This window comes from Solibacillus isronensis (assembly GCF_900168685.1).
Taxonomy (GTDB): Bacteria; Bacillota; Bacilli; order Bacillales_A; family Planococcaceae; genus Solibacillus; species Solibacillus isronensis_A.
The window spans coordinates 106,704-123,915 of record NZ_FVZN01000014.1; the positions used below are offsets into that span (position 1 = coordinate 106,704).

At 41.0% G+C, this 17,212-nt stretch carries 14 protein-coding genes and 1 riboswitch; of the genes, 13 read left to right on the forward strand and 1 reads right to left on the reverse strand.

Annotation, left to right across the window (positions count from 1 at the left end; genetic code table 11):
* Window positions 1-15: 15 nt before the first annotated feature.
* Window positions 16-1,095, reverse strand: coding sequence for a GGDEF domain-containing protein (locus B5473_RS09305; protein ID WP_079524609.1), 1,080 nt, complete (start codon window positions 1,093-1,095; stop codon window positions 16-18).
* Between the two features lie 194 nt (window positions 1,096-1,289).
* Here B5473_RS09305 and B5473_RS09310 point away from each other — a divergent pair, with 194 nt between their 5' ends.
* The 13 genes from B5473_RS09310 to B5473_RS09370 all read left to right on the forward strand — a co-directional run bounded on the left by B5473_RS09310 (window position 1,290) and on the right by B5473_RS09370 (window position 17,207).
* Window positions 1,290-1,727: a DUF1934 domain-containing protein gene (locus B5473_RS09310; protein WP_079524610.1), complete on the forward strand. Its 438-nt coding sequence runs from the start codon at window positions 1,290-1,292 to the stop codon at window positions 1,725-1,727.
* Between the two features lie 2 nt (window positions 1,728-1,729).
* The gene (gene argS / locus B5473_RS09315; protein ID WP_079524611.1) at window positions 1,730-3,397 is read left to right on the forward strand and encodes an arginine--tRNA ligase; all 1,668 of its coding nucleotides are present in this window, start codon (window positions 1,730-1,732) and stop codon (window positions 3,395-3,397) included.
* A 335-nt stretch (window positions 3,398-3,732) separates the two neighbouring features.
* The gene (locus B5473_RS09320) at window positions 3,733-4,902 is read left to right on the forward strand and encodes an acyl-CoA dehydrogenase family protein (RefSeq protein ID WP_079524612.1); all 1,170 of its coding nucleotides are present in this window, start codon (window positions 3,733-3,735) and stop codon (window positions 4,900-4,902) included.
* 104 nt (window positions 4,903-5,006) lie between these two features.
* Window positions 5,007-5,197: riboswitch (cobalamin riboswitch) on the forward strand.
* Between the two features lie 140 nt (window positions 5,198-5,337).
* The gene (locus tag B5473_RS09325; RefSeq protein ID WP_079528644.1) at window positions 5,338-6,285 is read left to right on the forward strand and encodes an ABC transporter substrate-binding protein; all 948 of its coding nucleotides are present in this window, start codon (window positions 5,338-5,340) and stop codon (window positions 6,283-6,285) included.
* Window positions 6,278-7,276: a FecCD family ABC transporter permease gene (locus B5473_RS09330; RefSeq protein ID WP_079524613.1), complete on the forward strand. Its 999-nt coding sequence runs from the start codon at window positions 6,278-6,280 to the stop codon at window positions 7,274-7,276. Before B5473_RS09325 ends, B5473_RS09330 begins: the two co-directional genes overlap by 8 nt.
* On the forward strand, window positions 7,276-8,742 hold the full coding sequence (locus B5473_RS09335; protein WP_079524614.1) for an adenosylcobinamide amidohydrolase: 1,467 nt from the start codon (window positions 7,276-7,278) through the stop codon (window positions 8,740-8,742). Before B5473_RS09330 ends, B5473_RS09335 begins: the two co-directional genes overlap by 1 nt.
* Before the next feature lie 97 nt (window positions 8,743-8,839).
* Window positions 8,840-9,400: a cob(I)yrinic acid a,c-diamide adenosyltransferase gene (locus B5473_RS09340; protein ID WP_079524615.1), complete on the forward strand. Its 561-nt coding sequence runs from the start codon at window positions 8,840-8,842 to the stop codon at window positions 9,398-9,400.
* A gap of 197 nt (window positions 9,401-9,597) precedes the next feature.
* Window positions 9,598-11,886 carry a heterodisulfide reductase-related iron-sulfur binding cluster gene (locus B5473_RS09345; protein WP_079524616.1) on the forward strand — a complete coding sequence of 763 codons (2,289 nt, stop codon included), beginning with the start codon at window positions 9,598-9,600 and terminating at the stop codon, window positions 11,884-11,886.
* A 298-nt stretch (window positions 11,887-12,184) separates the two neighbouring features.
* Entirely contained in the window at window positions 12,185-13,375 is a 1,191-nt protein-coding gene (locus B5473_RS09350; protein WP_079524617.1) for an acetyl-CoA C-acetyltransferase, read from the forward strand.
* Window positions 13,376-13,388: 13 nt separating this feature from the next.
* Window positions 13,389-14,243 (forward strand): 3-hydroxybutyryl-CoA dehydrogenase, encoded by an 855-nt coding sequence (locus B5473_RS09355; RefSeq protein WP_079524618.1) that lies wholly within the window; start codon window positions 13,389-13,391, stop codon window positions 14,241-14,243.
* 9 nt (window positions 14,244-14,252) lie between these two features.
* Entirely contained in the window at window positions 14,253-15,389 is a 1,137-nt protein-coding gene (locus B5473_RS09360) for an acyl-CoA dehydrogenase (protein ID WP_079524619.1), read from the forward strand.
* 42 nt (window positions 15,390-15,431) lie between these two features.
* A complete protein-coding gene (locus B5473_RS09365) occupies window positions 15,432-16,568 on the forward strand; it encodes an acyl-CoA dehydrogenase (RefSeq protein WP_079524620.1) in 1,137 nt (378 codons plus the stop codon).
* Window positions 16,569-16,571: 3 nt separating this feature from the next.
* Window positions 16,572-17,207 carry a TetR/AcrR family transcriptional regulator gene (locus B5473_RS09370; RefSeq protein ID WP_079524621.1) on the forward strand — a complete coding sequence of 212 codons (636 nt, stop codon included), beginning with the start codon at window positions 16,572-16,574 and terminating at the stop codon, window positions 17,205-17,207.
* Window positions 17,208-17,212 lie beyond the last annotated feature (5 nt).

Consider the following 17,212-nt stretch of genomic DNA (forward strand, 5'->3'; position numbering starts at 1 on the left):
ATATATCACTACCCGTTATTTTAAATTATTTATATGGAAATAAGAAGATAGTTTTGTTTTTGCCTGCTGTTTTGCTATAACTAAACTTTCAAGAAGCTCCAAAGATGTTTGCCCATTATCTGGATAGGAACTAATTCCTACTGTAACGGAAATATGAAAAGATAAATCTTTGGATACTTCGAACGGCTGTTGGGCAATCATATTAATTAGATTATTGGCCTCTACAATTGCAACAGCAGGAGGCACATCCTTTAAAACGACAAGAAACTCCTCACCGCCTAATCGGCCAACATAAGCACCATTTTTTTTGGCATATTCCATCAAGTGTTGGGCAAGTTGTTTAATAACGAGATCGCCTGTAGAAAAACCATACTGCAAATTAAGCATTTTAAAATCCTTAATATCTACGAGCAATAAATTGAAAGCTGATTTCTTTTTAATCAGGTTTTTAATATATTTTTCATTCTCATTATTGTTCGGCAACTGTGTTAAAAAATCGATCTTCTTTAAATAAGTTGTCTGTTTTACCGTATCATTGGCAAGTTTTACTTGGCGAATGACGATGTAAATGAAATAAAATGAAAAAATCGTAAATATGCCGTAAAGCAATAAATATTCAAAGCTTTTAGTATGGAAGCAAAGCCCGAGAAATAATGCGATAAATGTTTCAATAAAGCATGCCCAAAAAAATATAAATATATTTTTATTAGTCATTTTATATTTTCTTGTGACAAAGAAAAGAGTCACAACAAGAACAAGAAAATTAATATTCAGGATCATCGGTACCAATTCCAGATATGGCAGGAAAAACAGTGCGATTCCTATGATCAGACCACTGATCAGAATAGCAAATGACCCGCCTAATAGACCACTGTACAATACCGGAATATACTGAATGTACATCATGAAATCATTCGTAAGGTGAACAGCCGAGAATGTCAGCACAATGCCTGTTATACCAAATTTCACTCCGATTACATAAGGGCGTGTGCGATGGATGAATGGTGTTTGTTTAAAGTGGTTGATAAATGGCCAATAAATTAAAAGTGTAAACGTAAATAATATACAGAAGTAAGATAATATTTCGATTAACATAATAAGCTCCTTTATACTTTAATCATTACAGTTCTGAACGAAAATTACTATAAAAATAGTGGAATTAAATAAAAATCGTTCAAATCAAGTTGATTGAAGGAGTAAGCGCAAAGTTAAGTTCGTTGTTGCTTAAAGATAGTTACTTATCCTATAATAAAAAGGTTATAGAAATATATGTATAGGAGCTGACTGCTATGGCGAACGAGAGCGGGAAAACAGTCAAAATCAAACTAGTTTCCTCAATCATTCCAACCGAGGGCGAGCTTGAACAATATGAAATGTGGCTTGAAGGCAATTGTGTAGAAAAAGGGAACAGTCATTATTTGCGCTATGAGGAAGTTCAGGAGGATCTGCAAATTCAAACGACGATCAAACTCAATGAAGCGAATTCGTTTATTATGCGAAAAGGCGGTGTGAACATGCGATTGCCTTTAAATCCGGACTTACGCGAGAATGGTCATTATGACAGTCCATTCGGTTCATTACCTCTTGTTACCGATACACATCAGTTAGCCATTGAAGTAGTACAAAGCGAAAAAGTGTCAGGGCAATTTAAAACGCAATATGACCTTATCATAGGTGGCAATTCAGTTGGCCATTACAAATTAGACATTGAATTTACGGAGGTATAACTATGAATGCAGTAGAACAATTACAGCAATCGATTAAAGCGGCATTAAAAGCAGCAATCGATCAAGCAGGCCTGGTAGAAGCGGGCACGGAAATCAACATCCATTTAGAAACACCAAAGGATAAAGCAAACGGTGACTTTGCAACAAATATCGCAATGCAATTAACTAAACTGGCGAAAAAGCCGCCACGTGCAATTGCAGAAGCGATTTTAGAACACTTAACGACTGAAGGCACAGACATCGAGAAGATTGAAATTGCAGGACCAGGTTTCATGAATATTACAGTTCGTAAAGACTTCTTGGCGAGTGTTGTTACAGCAGCATTTGAACAAGGTGAAAACTATGGTCGTTCAACTGCAGGTGCAGGAGAAAAAGTACAGGTCGAGTTCGTTTCAGCTAACCCGACTGGCGACTTGCATTTAGGTCATGCGCGCGGTGCATCTGTAGGGGATTCATTATGTAATGTATTGGATTTTGCCGGTTTTGACGTATCACGTGAATATTATATTAATGATGCCGGTAACCAAATTAATAATCTGGCGTATTCTTTGGAAGCACGTTATAAGCAAGCATTAGGAATGGATGCAGAAATGCCGGAAGACGGATACCACGGTCCTGATATTATCGGAATTGCCGGTAAGCTTGCTGAAGAATTCGGTGCAACAATTTTGGACAAGTCTGATGAAGAACGCTTTAAATTTTTCCGTGAGCATGGCTTGAAACTGGAATTGGCGAAACTGCAAAATGACCTTAAAAACTTCCGTGTTGAATTTGATGTTTGGTATTCAGAAACATCTTTATATGAAAACGGTAAAATCGATGTAGCATTAGACAAACTAAAAGCAAATGGCCATGTATTTGATGAAGAAGGCGCGACTTGGTTCCGTTCAACAACATTCGGTGATGACAAAGACCGCGTATTAATTAAAAACGATGGTTCATACACATATTTAACTCCGGATATTGCTTACCATGAAGATAAATTACGTCGCGGCTTTGATAAGCTGATCAATATTTGGGGTGCTGACCACCACGGCTATATTCCACGTATGAAAGCGGCGATCGAAGCACTTGGTTATGACCGCGGTACATTGGAAGTAGATATTATCCAAATGGTTCAGCTGTACAAAAACGGCGAGAAATTCAAGATGAGTAAACGTACAGGTAATGCTGTAACGATGCGTGAATTAGTAGAAGAAGTAGGCTTGGATGCTGTTCGTTATTTCTTCGTTAAAACAGCAGGGGATTCACATATGGACTTCGATTTAGACTTAGCGGTATCACAATCGAACGAAAACCCGGTTTATTATGCACAGTATGCACATGCGCGTATTTCATCAATTTTACGTGCAGCAAACGAGCAAGGTTTCGAAGCATCATTGGAAAACCTGAACTTGCTAGTAGCAGAAAAAGAAGAAGATGTGCTTAAAAAAGTGGGCGCATTCCCGCAAATTGTGGCAGATGCAGCGAAACACCGCACACCACACCGTATCGCAAACTATATTCAAGACTTGGCAGCTGCATTCCACAGCTTCTACAATGCAGAAAAAGTATTGAACCAAGATAACAAAGAGCTGACAGAAGCTCGTTTAGCATTAATTACAGCGGTAAAAACTACATTAGCGAATGCACTGAAACTAATCGGCGTAAGCGCACCGGAAAAAATGTAATTCAATATTTTTAAGCACTCTATTTTCTATATAAGGAAATAGGGTGTTTTTTTCTTTGAGGAAGGGGTTTCTACTTAATGAGCGCTTTGTTCTACATTTCAACGTAATGGTTCTCCTTTTACAGTGCTGTTTTCTACATTAAGGTGAATAAGTTCTCTTTTCTTTCGCAACCATTCTACATTCACCAGCAATTCTTCTAATTAATAAGACAGAAAGCGCATGGAATCCCTATAAAGGAACTGGGGATATTTATTGACTTGTAATTTTCCGAAACGTACTATTAAATTTGACTTCTATATACAGTACAGGACAATAAATATGAGGTGGTGCTTTTCATGAGCAAGGAATTATTTATTCAAACCGACGAGCAGCAACAATGGCTGAAAAAGCTCGAAACAATATCAGAGAGCGTGAAAGAACATGCTAAGCAAACAGACGAACAAGCGACATTTCCATTTGAAAATTTCCGAAAGCTGAGAGAAATCGGCTATACGAAAATAACGCTGCCAAAGGAATATGGCGGAGATGGCTTCACAGTATATGATGCGCTACTATTGCAGGAAACTTTGGCGAGTTATTGCGGAAGCACGGGGCTGGCTGTTTCATGGACAATTCAAAATGTAGGCGAAATTTTTGAAAATCGCTATTGGGATGAACAAAAGCTCGACTGGTTTGGCAAAGAAATCGCAAATGGTGCGACGGTTAATCGTGCGGTAAGCGAGTTTGCGATGGGAAGCCCGGTACGAGGCGGACGTCCGGGGACTTTGGCAAAACTTGATGATGATTACTATGTAATTAATGGACGTAAAAATTATACGAGCGGTGCACCGGACCTCGATTATTTTTTAGTATCGGCATGGATTGAGGATGATGGCCAATTAGGATTTTTCCTCGTACCGAAAACGGCTGAAGGAGTATCGGTTGAAAATACGTGGGATGTTGCATCAATGCGAGGTACGGGAAGCGATGATTTAGTGCTCGATCATGTAAGTGTTGATAAAACAAACTTAGTGGAAATCCCGAACTATTCAACCGGATTTAAGCTGAACGGCTGGCTGCTGCTCATCCCGGCAACATATTTAGGGATTGCCCAGGCTGCACGCGATTACGCGGTTGATTTTGCGAATAGCCATTCGCCAAACAGTATTCAAGGAACAATTGCCCAGTTGCCAAATGTCCAAACGCTGATCGGAGAAATGGATTTGGCGTTGACGAAAGCACGCTTTACAATTTACGGTGTTGCGGGGCTTTATAATGATCCGATTAAAAAGGCGACATTAGTCAATGAAATCAATATTGCGAAACATGTAGTGACAAATACAGCAATCGAAGTTGTTGATAAAGCAATGCGTCTAGTAGGGGCAAAAAGCCTGCAAAGATCAAACCCGCTTCAACGCTATTACCGTGATGTACGTGCAGGTCTGCACAATCCGCCGATGGATGACATTACGATTAAACGTTTAGCCGAAACGGCAATTGAACGAAACTTGAAAGAAATAGAATAAGCAGTTCTTTTATTCGTGATTTCAACAAATTAAGACAAATTATCTGAAATTTTAGCGAATGAGCATACATTTTTCCCGCATATCCGCTATAATAGAGCTATTAACTTTATATGGACGATAAAGGTTCTTACTCGTTGGATTGAGTAAGAAGTAAAAGGGAAATCGGTTCAATTCCGATGCGGTCCCGCCACTGTAATTGCTAGTTGGGAGCAACAGGCCACTGAAAAACTTTCGGGAAGGCGCTTTTCAACGTTTATGCATAAGCCAGGAGACCTGCCTTTATAATGCCCTAAATTAAACCTACGAGGATAGGATATGGCGGATAAATTCTTTTTATTGAATATTATTTGCGTATATAAAGCTTCCTTCATTTATGGTAGGGAGCTTTTTATTTTTGTAGAAAATTATACAACGAAATCTCAGGAGGTTTTTATTTTGAAAAAATGGCAACTGCTTTCTTCCGCAGCATTACTCACATTAACATTGACTGCATGTAATTCGGAAAAAGCAACAGATGAACAATCATCAAAGGGAAGCACAGAAGTAACTGAAGCAGCACAATTTCCGGTTACATTAAAAGATGCTTTGGACAAAGAAATTACGCTTGAAAAAGCACCAGAGCGCATCATTACATTAGCTCCATCGAATACGGAAATTTTATTCGGCTTAGGATTGAACGATGAAATTATCGCTGTGAACGACAATGATACATACCCTGAAGAAGCATTAACAAAAGAATCGGTTGGCGGCATGGAGTTCAATTTAGAACAAATAATCAGCCTGCAACCCGATTTAGTCTTAGCACATGAATCCGGAATGTACAGCTTCAATGAACAGGCAATTGCACAGCTTGAATCAGTAGGAATTCCCGTATTTGTTGTAAAAGATGCGAAAACATTTGAAGAAACGTATGAAACGATTGAACAAATCGGCCAGCTGACAAATAAAGAACAAGAAGCCGAAAAAATGGTTGCCTCAATCAAAGAGGGCATCGAAGAAATTGAAGTGAAAGTAGCCGACCTTGAAGAGAAGTCCGTGTTCATCGTTGTGGGAACAGATCCGGATCTTTATGCAGCAGGAGAAGAGACATTCATCAGTGAAATGCTGGACGTGTTAAATGCAGAAAATGCTGTTCCTGAACTAGGGTGGCCGATGTACAGCTCTGAGCAATTTGTAAACAGCAATCCGGACGTCATTTTAGTAACGTATGAAAACGATATGGCGGCAATCGAGAAAAACGATGCATATGCCGAAATGGATGCAGTGAAAAACGGCAATGTGAAATTGGTCGATGGCGATACGACAAGTCGACAAGGTCCTCGTATTGTAGAAGGTATTGAATCAATAGGTGCAGCGATTTATCCAGAGGTATTTAATGAATAAAAAATATTCAATCGCCTATGTACTATCGATTGGATTGCTTTTAAGCAGTATATGGATCGGCATTTCATTCGGATCTGTAGATATCCCGTTCTCAACATTATGGGATAAAACAACGGATCCGGTTGCATACAGTATTTTGTGGAAAATCCGAATGCCCCGGGTCATCTTAGCCGCATTAATCGGAGCATCATTAGCTATAGCCGGAGCCGCATTTCAAGGATTACTTAAAAATCCTTTGGCGGATCCGTATACATTAGGAATTTCATCAGGAGCCTCTGTAGGTGCGGTAATGACAATTTTTTTAGGAATTTCAATACCGGTGCTCGGTGTCTTCACATTGCCTGTATTCAGTATGGCCGGAGCCGCATGTACGATGATCATCGTCCTGACATTTGCCCGTCTAGTTGACCGTTCGATGAAAATGGAAACACTGATTTTGACGGGGATTATTTTCAGCTCGTTTTTAGGGTCCTGTATTTCCTTAATGGTTGCACTAACTGGTGAACAGCTTAGAGAAATTATTGGCTGGCTTTTAGGGAGTGTGTCGATGCGAGGGTGGCCATATGTTCAGATGGTGTTGCCATTTATGGTGATCGGTACTGCAATTATTTGGCTCACTCGCCGTGAACTGAATGCGATGGTTTATGGGGAAGAGCGTGCCCAGTATTTAGGTGTAAATGTTAAGCGCAGCAAGTACATGATTTTAGCGGGCGGCTCCATTTTAACAGGAGCGGCTGTTGCAGCATCCGGGACAATTGGATTTGTCGGATTAGTAGTACCACATATGATTCGCCTGCTAATCGGAGCAGACCATCGACATTTATTGACATTGTCGTTTTTGAACGGTGCAAGCCTGCTCGTCATTTGCGACTTAGTCTCACGTACAATTATTGCTCCTATCGAACTGCCGATTGGTGTTATTACTTCCTTTATTGGCGCGCCTGTCTTTGCCTATATTTTCTTCAAGCAACGTAGAAAGGTTGTTGCATAATGTTAAAAGTAAATAATTTATCAGGTGGTTACGGCGGGAAAACGATTATAAAAAATATGACGTTTCACGTGGAAAAAGGAAGAATTCTCGGGATTCTTGGTCCGAACGGTAGCGGGAAATCGACATTACTGAAAATGATCAGTGGTGTGCTGAAGCCTGAAACAGGTGAAATTTTTATCGAAGAGAAGCCACTTAAAAGCTATGATAACAAGCAATTGGCGAAAAAGATGGCGGTTCTGCCTCAATTAAATGCAAGTGCATTTACGAACAGTGTATATGATGCGGTTTCGTTAGGCCGTTACCCCCATCAAAGTGGCTTCTTTTCTTCCTGGAACGAAGAAGATGAAAAGACAGTTCAGCGGGCAATGGAAAGCACAGGTGTGTCGCAATATAAAAATCAGTATTTGGAGTTTTTATCGGGGGGCGAGCAGCAACGGGTATTTATCGCCCAGGCGCTTGCACAAAATTCGGAACTGCTTCTATTGGATGAACCGACAAACCATTTGGATATCGCCCATCAAAAGCAGATTCTGGATATGATACGGATGCAAGTAGAATTGCAGGGGCTGACGGTTGTCTCGATTTTTCATGATATTAACTTGGCATCACTTTATTGTGATGAACTCCTTCTATTGGAGAATGGTGAAGTACGGGCGTTTGGTGAGCCGCATGAAGTCGTGTTGCAAGAACAGATTGCCGATGTATATCAGGCTAGAATTGCGACATACCCTCACCCGGAGCTGCCTAAACCGCAAATTACGATGCTGCCGACGAATGAAATGGAACGAAAAGCTGCGACAATTCAGATGGAACAGTTTCAAATAACAGAAGACTATATCGAATATCAGGCACAGGCACCGCTGAAAGTAATTTCTTCTGCTGTGCATAATGCCGGCATAGGCTGGTATGACACATTACTCAATCGTTCCATTGCTCCGGAATACGATATTTATAATGTGAAAGAGGAAACGGAGCAATTTTTAAAAGAGCGTAAATTTTCTCCAACAAATACGGTCGTTATGCTGACAGCAGTAGAAACAAGCTGCGCAGTAATTCGGCATTTCTCGAAAAATAATGTAGAAATTCTAGTCATGGTAACAGCAGGGGTAGGAAACAGTGTAGACGTTACGAAAACATATTTGCGGGAAGAAGAGCCACATGTTGGTACGATTAATACATGGGTAATCATTAATGGTAAGCTGACAGATGAAGCATTTATTCAGGCAATGATTACGGCAACAGAAGCAAAAACGAAAGCATTGGCAGATCAGCAAATAAAAGATTCAGTAACAAATACGATTGCAACAAGTACTGCAACTGACAGTCTATTGATCGCCGCTACCCAACAAGGGGAAGAAATGCCGTATGCCGGACCTATTACGGAAATTGGCAAACTAATCGGTCGGGCTGTTTTCGAAGTTACAATAGAAGCAATTAAGAAATATAAACACCATTATAATAAGTAAAAGAATAAAACTTCCGCTTAATAAAAGAGTGTCATTATAGTTAAAGGGAATTTTCAAAAAGCCTAGAAATAATATTAAATCGAAAGGGTGATTATGGATGAAATTATATACAAAGACAGGCGATACAGGGAAAACGAGTATTATTGGAGGACGTGTCGATAAAGACCATCTGCGCGTTGAAGCATACGGCACAATTGATGAGCTGAATTCATTTATCGGTAAAGCTGTCAGCGAACTGGACCAGGAAAAGTTCAAAGATTTGATTGAAGATTTAACTGCCGTTCAACATGAATTGTTTGATGGAGGCGGGGACTTGGCGAATGTAATGAAAGAACGTCATTACAAACTTACGGAAGAACCGATTGCTGTTTTGGAAAAACGTATCGATGTACTTTCCGAAGAAGCACCGCCATTAAAACGTTTCATCTTACCAGGGGGAGCGCCGGCAGCTGCTACACTGCATATCGCCCGCACTGTTGCCCGTCGCGCGGAACGGGAGACTGTATCTTTAATGAAAGAAATTGAAGATGTATCACCAGTTGTACAGAAATATTTAAACCGATTATCGGATTATTTATTTGCTGCAGCACGTGTCGTAAACTACCGATTATCAATCCAGGATGTCGAATACATCCGTAGTGCCGACGTATTCAAATAAACGAAAAATGCTAGTTAAGACAATAAAATTGTCTAACTAGCATTTTTTATATTTTGATTTAATTTTCAGAATTAATGACGAAATCTGTTGACTGAATGCTCATTCATAACTACAATGGGTTTATAGATTCATATAGTTTATCGGGGTGAATTGGATAAACAAAGGGGTAAAAACTTCGTATTCCAGGGGGGAAAACAATGAATACATTTTTAATTATTAACTGGATTGCATTCATCGCCGTGTTACTTTATGCGCTGGGGTTATTCGCATATTTACTAAAAACACGTTATGACTATATTCAACTTGGTCGTAAAGAAGAGTTCAATCATAAATTTTCTGAACGTATAGAAGATATCGTTGAGAAAGTATTTGGTCAATCAAAACTATTAAAAGATAAGAAGATGGGACTTGTACACGTTCTGTTTTTCTACGGATTTTTAATGGTTCAATTTGGAGCTATCGATTTAATCTGGAAAGGGCTCGCACCGGGATCACATCTTCCGCTAGGTGGTCTGTACCCGGTATTTACATTTACACAGGAAATTGTAGTATTAACGATTTTAATCGCGGTTGCGGTTGCATTTTACCGTCGTTATATGGAGAAACTTGCACGTTTAAAGCAAGGTTTTAAAAACGGTTTAGTTTATATGTTTTTAGCTATTTTAATGTTTGCTACATTATTTGGCAATGGCTTTTACTTAATTTGGCATGATCACGGTTTAACAGGATCAGAACCAGTAGCGTCTGCAGTTGCCTGGGTATTCCAATGGATGAATCCGACGATTGCTGCAGTCATGTTCTTCGTTATGTGGTGGGCACACTTGTTGGCGTTATTAGCATTCCTTGTTTATATCCCGCAAGGTAAGCACTTCCACTTAATCACATCGATTTTCAACGTTTATTACAACCGTCAAGACCGTATTGGAACATTGCGTCCAATCGATTTTGCCGCATTGGAAGAAGCGGAAGATGAGGAAAGTATGCCGCCGCTTGGAGTCGGAAAAATTCACGACTTCACACAAAAGCAAATGCTTGATCTGTATGCTTGCGTAGAGTGTGGACGCTGTACGAATATGTGTCCGGCAACAGGGACAGGAAAAATGCTGTCACCGATGGACCTGATCGTAAAATTACGTGATCATCTAACATTTACTGGTGCAGTTGAGTTAAAGAAAAAGCCTTGGGTACCATTCTCGTTCTTCAATAATACACAAGGTAACCAATTGGCAATGGCTGCTGGTGCTGAAGGTGCGGTAATCGAAGATATTTACAGCCCGTCATTAATCGGCGATGTTATTACAGAAGAAGAAATTTGGGCTTGTACAACTTGCCGTAACTGTGAAGATCAATGTCCGGTAATGAACGAGCATGTTGATAAAATTATCGATTTACGTCGTTATTTAACGATGACAGAAGGTAAAGTGAATCCGGATGCTCAACGCGCAATGACGAACATTGAGCGACAAGGGAATCCATGGGGCTTAAACCGTAAAGAAAAAGAAAACTGGAGAGAGCTTGACGAAACAGTTCACGTTCCAACAGTTAAAGAATTGAAAAAATCAGGCGAAGAAATGGAATATTTATTCTGGGTCGGTTCAATGGGTTCATTTGATAACCGCTCACAAAAAATTGCATTGGCATTCGCCAAACTAATGAACAAAGCGGGCGTGAAGTTTGCCATTTTAGGTAACAAAGAAAAGAACTCAGGGGATACACCACGCCGATTAGGTAACGAATTCCTGTTCCAGGAGCTTGCTACAGCCAACATTGATGAATTTGAGAAAAATGGTGTGACGAAAATTGTAACGATTGACCCGCACGCATACAATATTTTCAAAAATGAGTATCAGGATTTCGGCTGGAACGGTGAGGTACTTCACCATACAGAATTATTGTACGATCTGATTCAGGAAGGCCGTTTAACAATGGATCACCGTGTTGATGAAACAATTGTATTCCATGATTCATGTTACTTAGGACGATATAATGATGTATTCGATCCACCACGCGAAATTTTAAAAGGTATTGCAGGCGTGAAGCTAGTTGAAATGGCACGTAATCGTGAAGACGGTATGTGCTGTGGTGCCGGCGGTGGTTTAATGTGGATGGAAGAGCATGTCGGAAACCGTATTAACGTTGCCCGTACAGAGCAGGCAATCGCAACACAGGCATCTGTAATTTCTTCAGGCTGTCCTTACTGCTTAACAATGCTTTCTGATGGAACGAAAGCAAAAGAAGTGGAAGATACAGTCGGTACTTATGATATTGCGGAAATTTTAGAGCGTGCGGTATTCGGAACACCGGAAAAAGCACAAGTTCAACAAGAGCAAGAAGAAGTAGTGGAAGAAACGGTTGTAGCGCCTGTAGAACCGATTGAAGCTGAGAAACAGGCAACACCTGATGAATCTTCAACGCTTCCGGAAGAGCAGCAAGTAGCAACAGATGCAGCACCGGCAGAAGATGAAAATAACGAACAAAACAAATAATCTAGGAATTAACGAGAATAAAATTTATAGTCAGTATATTTGAATAATTGTTGCGAATTCAAAAAGGATTTAATACAATGAAAGTAAGCGAAGAAATGAGAGTAGTAAATACTCTCATTTTTTTCTAAATAATGATTGAGCGAGCGTTCAGTCGAATTACAAATTACAGACTGCAAGCGGTGTTTCTATTAGTAAGTGATGGGGATCGTTATTAATAGATTAATAGCCTGCAGCAGAAAGTCATATTACGGATGGCGATGTAAAAATTCGGATTAATTCAAACAAAGGGGTGTATGGATTGTCGAGAACAGTCATTTTAGACGGCGCACGAACACCATTCGGTAAATTTGGTGGCGCATTAAGTTCATTAACAGCAAGTGATTTAGGTGGAATTGCAATTAAAGAAGCATTGGCAAAGGCGAATGTAGAAGCAGATGCAGTAAATGAAGTCATTATTGGAACCGTATTGCAGGCAGGTCAGGGGCAAATCCCTTCTCGCCAAGCGGCAACAAAAGCGGGAATTCCATGGAATGTGAAAACAGAAACAATCAACAAAGTATGTGCTTCAGGAATGCGCAGTGTAACACTTGCAGATCAACTCATTCGATTAGGGGACGAAGAGGTGATCGTGGCTGGTGGAATGGAATCGATGTCTAACGCACCGTACTATATGCCAAAAGGGAGATTTGGTTTGCGTATGGGAGATGCGAGTTTAGTAGACGGCATGATTTATGACGGTTTGTCTTGTGCCTTCCATCCGAAACAAGTGCATATGGGCATTTACGGCAATGACACAGCGAGTAAGTTTGAAGTTTCCCGTGAACAACAGGATGCTTGGGCAGTTCGCAGTCATGAAAAGGCACTTGCAGCAATTGATACAGGTAAATTTGCAGAGGAAATCGTAGCAGTGGAAATTCCACAGCGAAAAGGCGATCCACTTCGTATTGAAACGGATGAAGCACCACGAGCAGGAACAACTTTGGAAACGCTAACAAAATTAAAATCGGCGTTCAGCAGTGATGGCACAATTACAGCCGGAAATGCTCCAGGAGTGAATGACGGGGCGTGTGCACTTGTACTGATGAGTGAAGAAAAAGCACAGCAGGAAAATCGTCAACCGCTCGCAACAATTCTTGCACATGCGGAAGTTGGGGTAGCGCCGGAAGATTTCCCGCAAACACCAGGACTTGTAATAATTGAGTTGCTTAAAAAGTCAGGTAAAACATTGGCAGACATTGATTTAATTGAAATTAATGAAGCGTTCGCAGCCGTTGCTCTAGTAAGCAATCAAATTAGCGGACTGGATGAGAGTAAAGTAAATGTTAACGGGGGTGCCGTAGCATTAGGTCATCCAATTGGAGCAAGTGGTGCCCGTATTATTTTAACGCTCGCTTATGAATTGAAACGTCGTGGGGGCGGTTTGGGAATTGCGGCTATTTGTTCAGGCGGCGGTCAAGGGGACGCGGTATTAATCGAAGTTACAAACTAAGGGGATGAAATAAATGGCGATTCAAAAAGTAATGGTCATCGGAGCAGGACAAATGGGTTCCGGGATCGCGCAAGTTTGTGCACAGGCAGGCTACGAAGTCATTTTAAATGATATGAAAGATGAGTTTTTCGAACGCGGTTTAAATACAATTACGAAAAACTTGGCCCGTGATGTTGAAAAGGGGCGTAAAACAGAAGAAGAAAAATCGGGTGTATTAGCCCGTATTACTAAATCATTGACGATTGAAGACGCGAAAAACGCGGACATTATCATTGAAGCAGCAGTCGAAAACATGGATATTAAACAATCAATTTTCAAGCAGCTGGATGAAATTGCACCTAAGCGTGCGATTTTAGCGACGAATACATCAAGTTTACCGATTACTGAAATTGCGGCTGTGACAAAACGACCGGAGCAAGTAATTGGCATGCACTTTATGAATCCGGTTCCGGTCATGAAGCTTGTGGAAATTATCCGTGGTTTAGCAACATCTGATGAAGTGTACGAAACGGTTGCTGACATGACAAAGCAGCTAGGGAAAACGGGTGTGGAAGTGAATGACTTCCCTGGCTTTATTTCAAATCGTATATTACTGCCGATGATCAATGAAGCAATTTATGCGTTGTATGAAGGGGTAGCGACGAAAGAAGCAATTGACGATGTAATGAAAATGGGGATGAATCATCCGATGGGACCATTAACATTGGCTGATTTTATCGGATTGGATACATGCTTGTCGATTATGGAAATTTTACACGAAGGACTTGGAGACAGTAAGTATCGCCCATGTCCGTTATTACGCAAATATGTGGCAGCCGGCTGGTTAGGCAAAAAGAGCGGTCGAGGATTCTACATATACGAAAGCTGAGGGACTTCTATGAATTTACAATTTACTGATGAGCAGTTGATGATGCGTAACATGGTCCGTGATTTTGCCAAAACTGAAATTGAGCCGTTTATCGAGCAGATGGAAGCGGGCGAGTTCCCGAGGCATTTGCTGACGAAAATGGGTGAGCTTGGGCTGATGGGAATTACGGCACCTGCTGAATATGGCGGGGCGGAAATGGATTTTACTTCTTATATTATCGCGATCCATGAGCTGTCGAAAGTAAGCGCGGTAATGGGCGTTATTTTGTCAGTCCATACTTCTGTCGGCACAAATCCGATTTTATATTTCGGCAATGAAGACCAAAAGAAAAAATATGTACCGAAGCTGGCAAGCGGAGAATCGATCGGAGCATTTTGTTTAACGGAGCCTAGTGCCGGTAGTGATGCTGGTTCATTGAAAACAAAGGCAGTACGAGACGGCGATCATTACGTATTGGACGGTGCGAAAGTGTTCATTACAAATGGCGGGGAAGCAGATGTATATATCGTTTTTGCATCTACAAATCCGGAAGCCGGTTCGCGCGGAATTTCAGCATTTATTGTAGAAAAAAATACACCCGGTTTAATAATCGGAAAAGATGAACGGAAAATGGGGCTGCACGGATCACGTACGGTTCAGCTTACATTTGAAAACATGCGAGTGTCTGCAGAGAACCTGCTCGGGCAAGAAGGAGACGGCTTTAAAATTGCCTTGGCCAACTTGGATGTAGGAAGAATCGGAATTGCAGCTCAAAGTTTAGGAATTGCCGAAGCTGCATTGGAAGCGGCAACTGCCTATGCAAAAGAGCGCATCCAGTTCGGAAAACCAATCGCCCAGCAGCAAGGGGTCGGCTTTAAGCTTGCTGATATGGCAACAGCGGTGGAAGCTGCAAAACTGCTCGTTTACCGGGCTGCAAACATGCGCAGTGAAGGGCTGTCATGCGGAAAAGAGGCATCAATGGCAAAACTGTTCGCATCTCAAACAGCTATGGACACAGCAATCGAAGCCGTACAAATTTTCGGCGGCTACGGCTATACCGAAGACTATCCGGTAGAACGCTATTTCCGCGACGCAAAAGTAACACAAATTTACGAAGGCACAAGCGAAATCCAACGCATCGTTATTAGTAAGCATGTGATCGGGTGAAGTAAACCTTTCTACTATATTTAAAAAAGGGGACATGGGGAAATGAACTTTCAATTATCAGAAGAACACCAACAATTACGCGAAATGATTCGCGATTTTGCAATCAATGAAGTAGCACCAACAGCTGAGCACCGCGATGAGCATGAAGAATTTGACCGCGGCATTTTCGATAAAATGGCTGAGCTTGGTTTAACAGGTATTCCTTGGCCGGAAGAATACGGCGGGGCAGGCTTTGACTACTTAGCATACTGTATCGCAGTTGAAGAATTATCACGTGTTTGTGCATCGACAGGGGTAACACTTTCAGCACATACATCACTTGCTGGCTGGCCGATTTTCAAATTCGGAAACGAAGAGCAAAAGCAAAAATACCTTCGTCCAATGGCAGAAGGTAAAAAAATCGGTGCATACGGCTTAACAGAGCCAGGTTCAGGCAGTGATGCAGGCGGAATGAAAACATATGCCGTAAAAGACGGCGACGACTATATTTTAAACGGTTCGAAAATCTTCATCACAAATGGTGGGGTAGCAGATATTTATGTAGTATTTGCTGTAACTGATCCAGAAGCGAAAAATGGCACGACAGCCTTTATCGTTGAAGCGGACTTCCCAGGATTCTCTGTAGGGAAAAAAGAGAAGAAACTAGGAATTCGTTCATCTCCGACGACAGAAATCATCTTTGACAACTGTCGTGTACCGAAAGAAAACGTACTAGGTGAAGAAGGTCAAGGTTTCATTATTGCAATGAAAACACTTGATGGCGGACGCAACGGAATTGCAGCACAAGCGGTAGGTATCGCGCAAGGGGCATTGGATGCAGCGGTTGATTATGCAAAAGAGCGTGTTCAATTCGGCAAGCCGATTACAGCAAACCAAGGTGTATCATTCAAGTTAGCGGATATGGCGACAGAAATTGAAGCTTCTCGTTTATTGACGTACCAGGCAGCATGGTTGGAATCAAACGACTTACCATACGGAAAAGCATCGGCAATGGCAAAACTGCTTGCAGGTGATACAGCGATGAAAGTGACAACAGAAGCTGTTCAAGTATTCGGCGGCTACGGCTATACGAAAGATTACCCGGTAGAGCGTTATATGCGCGATGCGAAAATTACGCAAATTTATGAAGGTACACAAGAAATCCAACGCCTCGTAATTTCGCGTATGATTACGAAATAGCCTATGGCGAAAAATGATAAGCTGCACGTCCAATCGTCAATAAAAGATGAAAATAAAATAATTGCACGCCGTCAGCAAATTATTGATGCCGGTGTTAAGCTTTTTAAGGAAAAAGGATTCCATCGTGCAACGACAAGGGAACTTGCAAAAGCGGCCGGTTTTTCTATCGGAACTTTATATGAATATATTCGTACGAAAGAAGATGTCTTATTTTTAGTATGTGACAATATCTTCAATGAAGTAACGAAATGCTTAACCGATTTTCCTTCCGATACAGGTACAATCGAAGGCTTGAAACAGGCAATCCGTCAATATTATTTGCTTATTGACCAAATGCCTGAGGAGTTTACGATTATGTATCAGGAAACGAAGTCATTGCAAAAAGCTGCGATGCATTACATTCTCGATAAAGAGCTTGAAATGGTCGCAATTTTTGAACGCATATTAAAAGACTGTGTTGAAGCAGGCAATTTATCGCTGTCTGAAGATGCAATCTATTTAGCGGCAAATCACATCGTCGTACAAGGGCAAAGTTGGGCATTCCGTAAGTGGGCACTGCAAAAAAGATATACGATCGATCAATATATAAAATTGCAAACAACAATGTTTTTACAAGGCATTATGCAGTTTGAAAATTAGGAAAG

Bases quoted from the DNA above. Each gene is read 5' to 3' on its own strand.
- B5473_RS09335 (WP_079524614.1), top strand. From the start codon at position 7,276: ATGTTAAAAGTAAATAATTTATCAGGTGGTTACGGCGGGAAAACGATT.
- B5473_RS09365 (WP_079524620.1), top strand. From the start codon at position 15,432: ATGAACTTTCAATTATCAGAAGAACACCAACAATTACGCGAAATGATT.
- B5473_RS09310 (WP_079524610.1), top strand. From the start codon at position 1,290: ATGGCGAACGAGAGCGGGAAAACAGTCAAAATCAAACTAGTTTCCTCA.
- B5473_RS09320 (WP_079524612.1), top strand. From the start codon at position 3,733: ATGAGCAAGGAATTATTTATTCAAACCGACGAGCAGCAACAATGGCTG.
- B5473_RS09305 (WP_079524609.1), bottom strand. From the start codon at position 1,095: ATGTTAATCGAAATATTATCTTACTTCTGTATATTATTTACGTTTACA.
- B5473_RS09340 (WP_079524615.1), top strand. From the start codon at position 8,840: ATGAAATTATATACAAAGACAGGCGATACAGGGAAAACGAGTATTATT.
- B5473_RS09330 (WP_079524613.1), top strand. From the start codon at position 6,278: ATGAATAAAAAATATTCAATCGCCTATGTACTATCGATTGGATTGCTT.
- B5473_RS09355 (WP_079524618.1), top strand. From the start codon at position 13,389: ATGGCGATTCAAAAAGTAATGGTCATCGGAGCAGGACAAATGGGTTCC.
- B5473_RS09370 (WP_079524621.1), top strand. From the start codon at position 16,572: ATGGCGAAAAATGATAAGCTGCACGTCCAATCGTCAATAAAAGATGAA.
- B5473_RS09345 (WP_079524616.1), top strand. From the start codon at position 9,598: ATGAATACATTTTTAATTATTAACTGGATTGCATTCATCGCCGTGTTA.
- B5473_RS09360 (WP_079524619.1), top strand. From the start codon at position 14,253: ATGAATTTACAATTTACTGATGAGCAGTTGATGATGCGTAACATGGTC.
- argS (WP_079524611.1), top strand. From the start codon at position 1,730: ATGAATGCAGTAGAACAATTACAGCAATCGATTAAAGCGGCATTAAAA.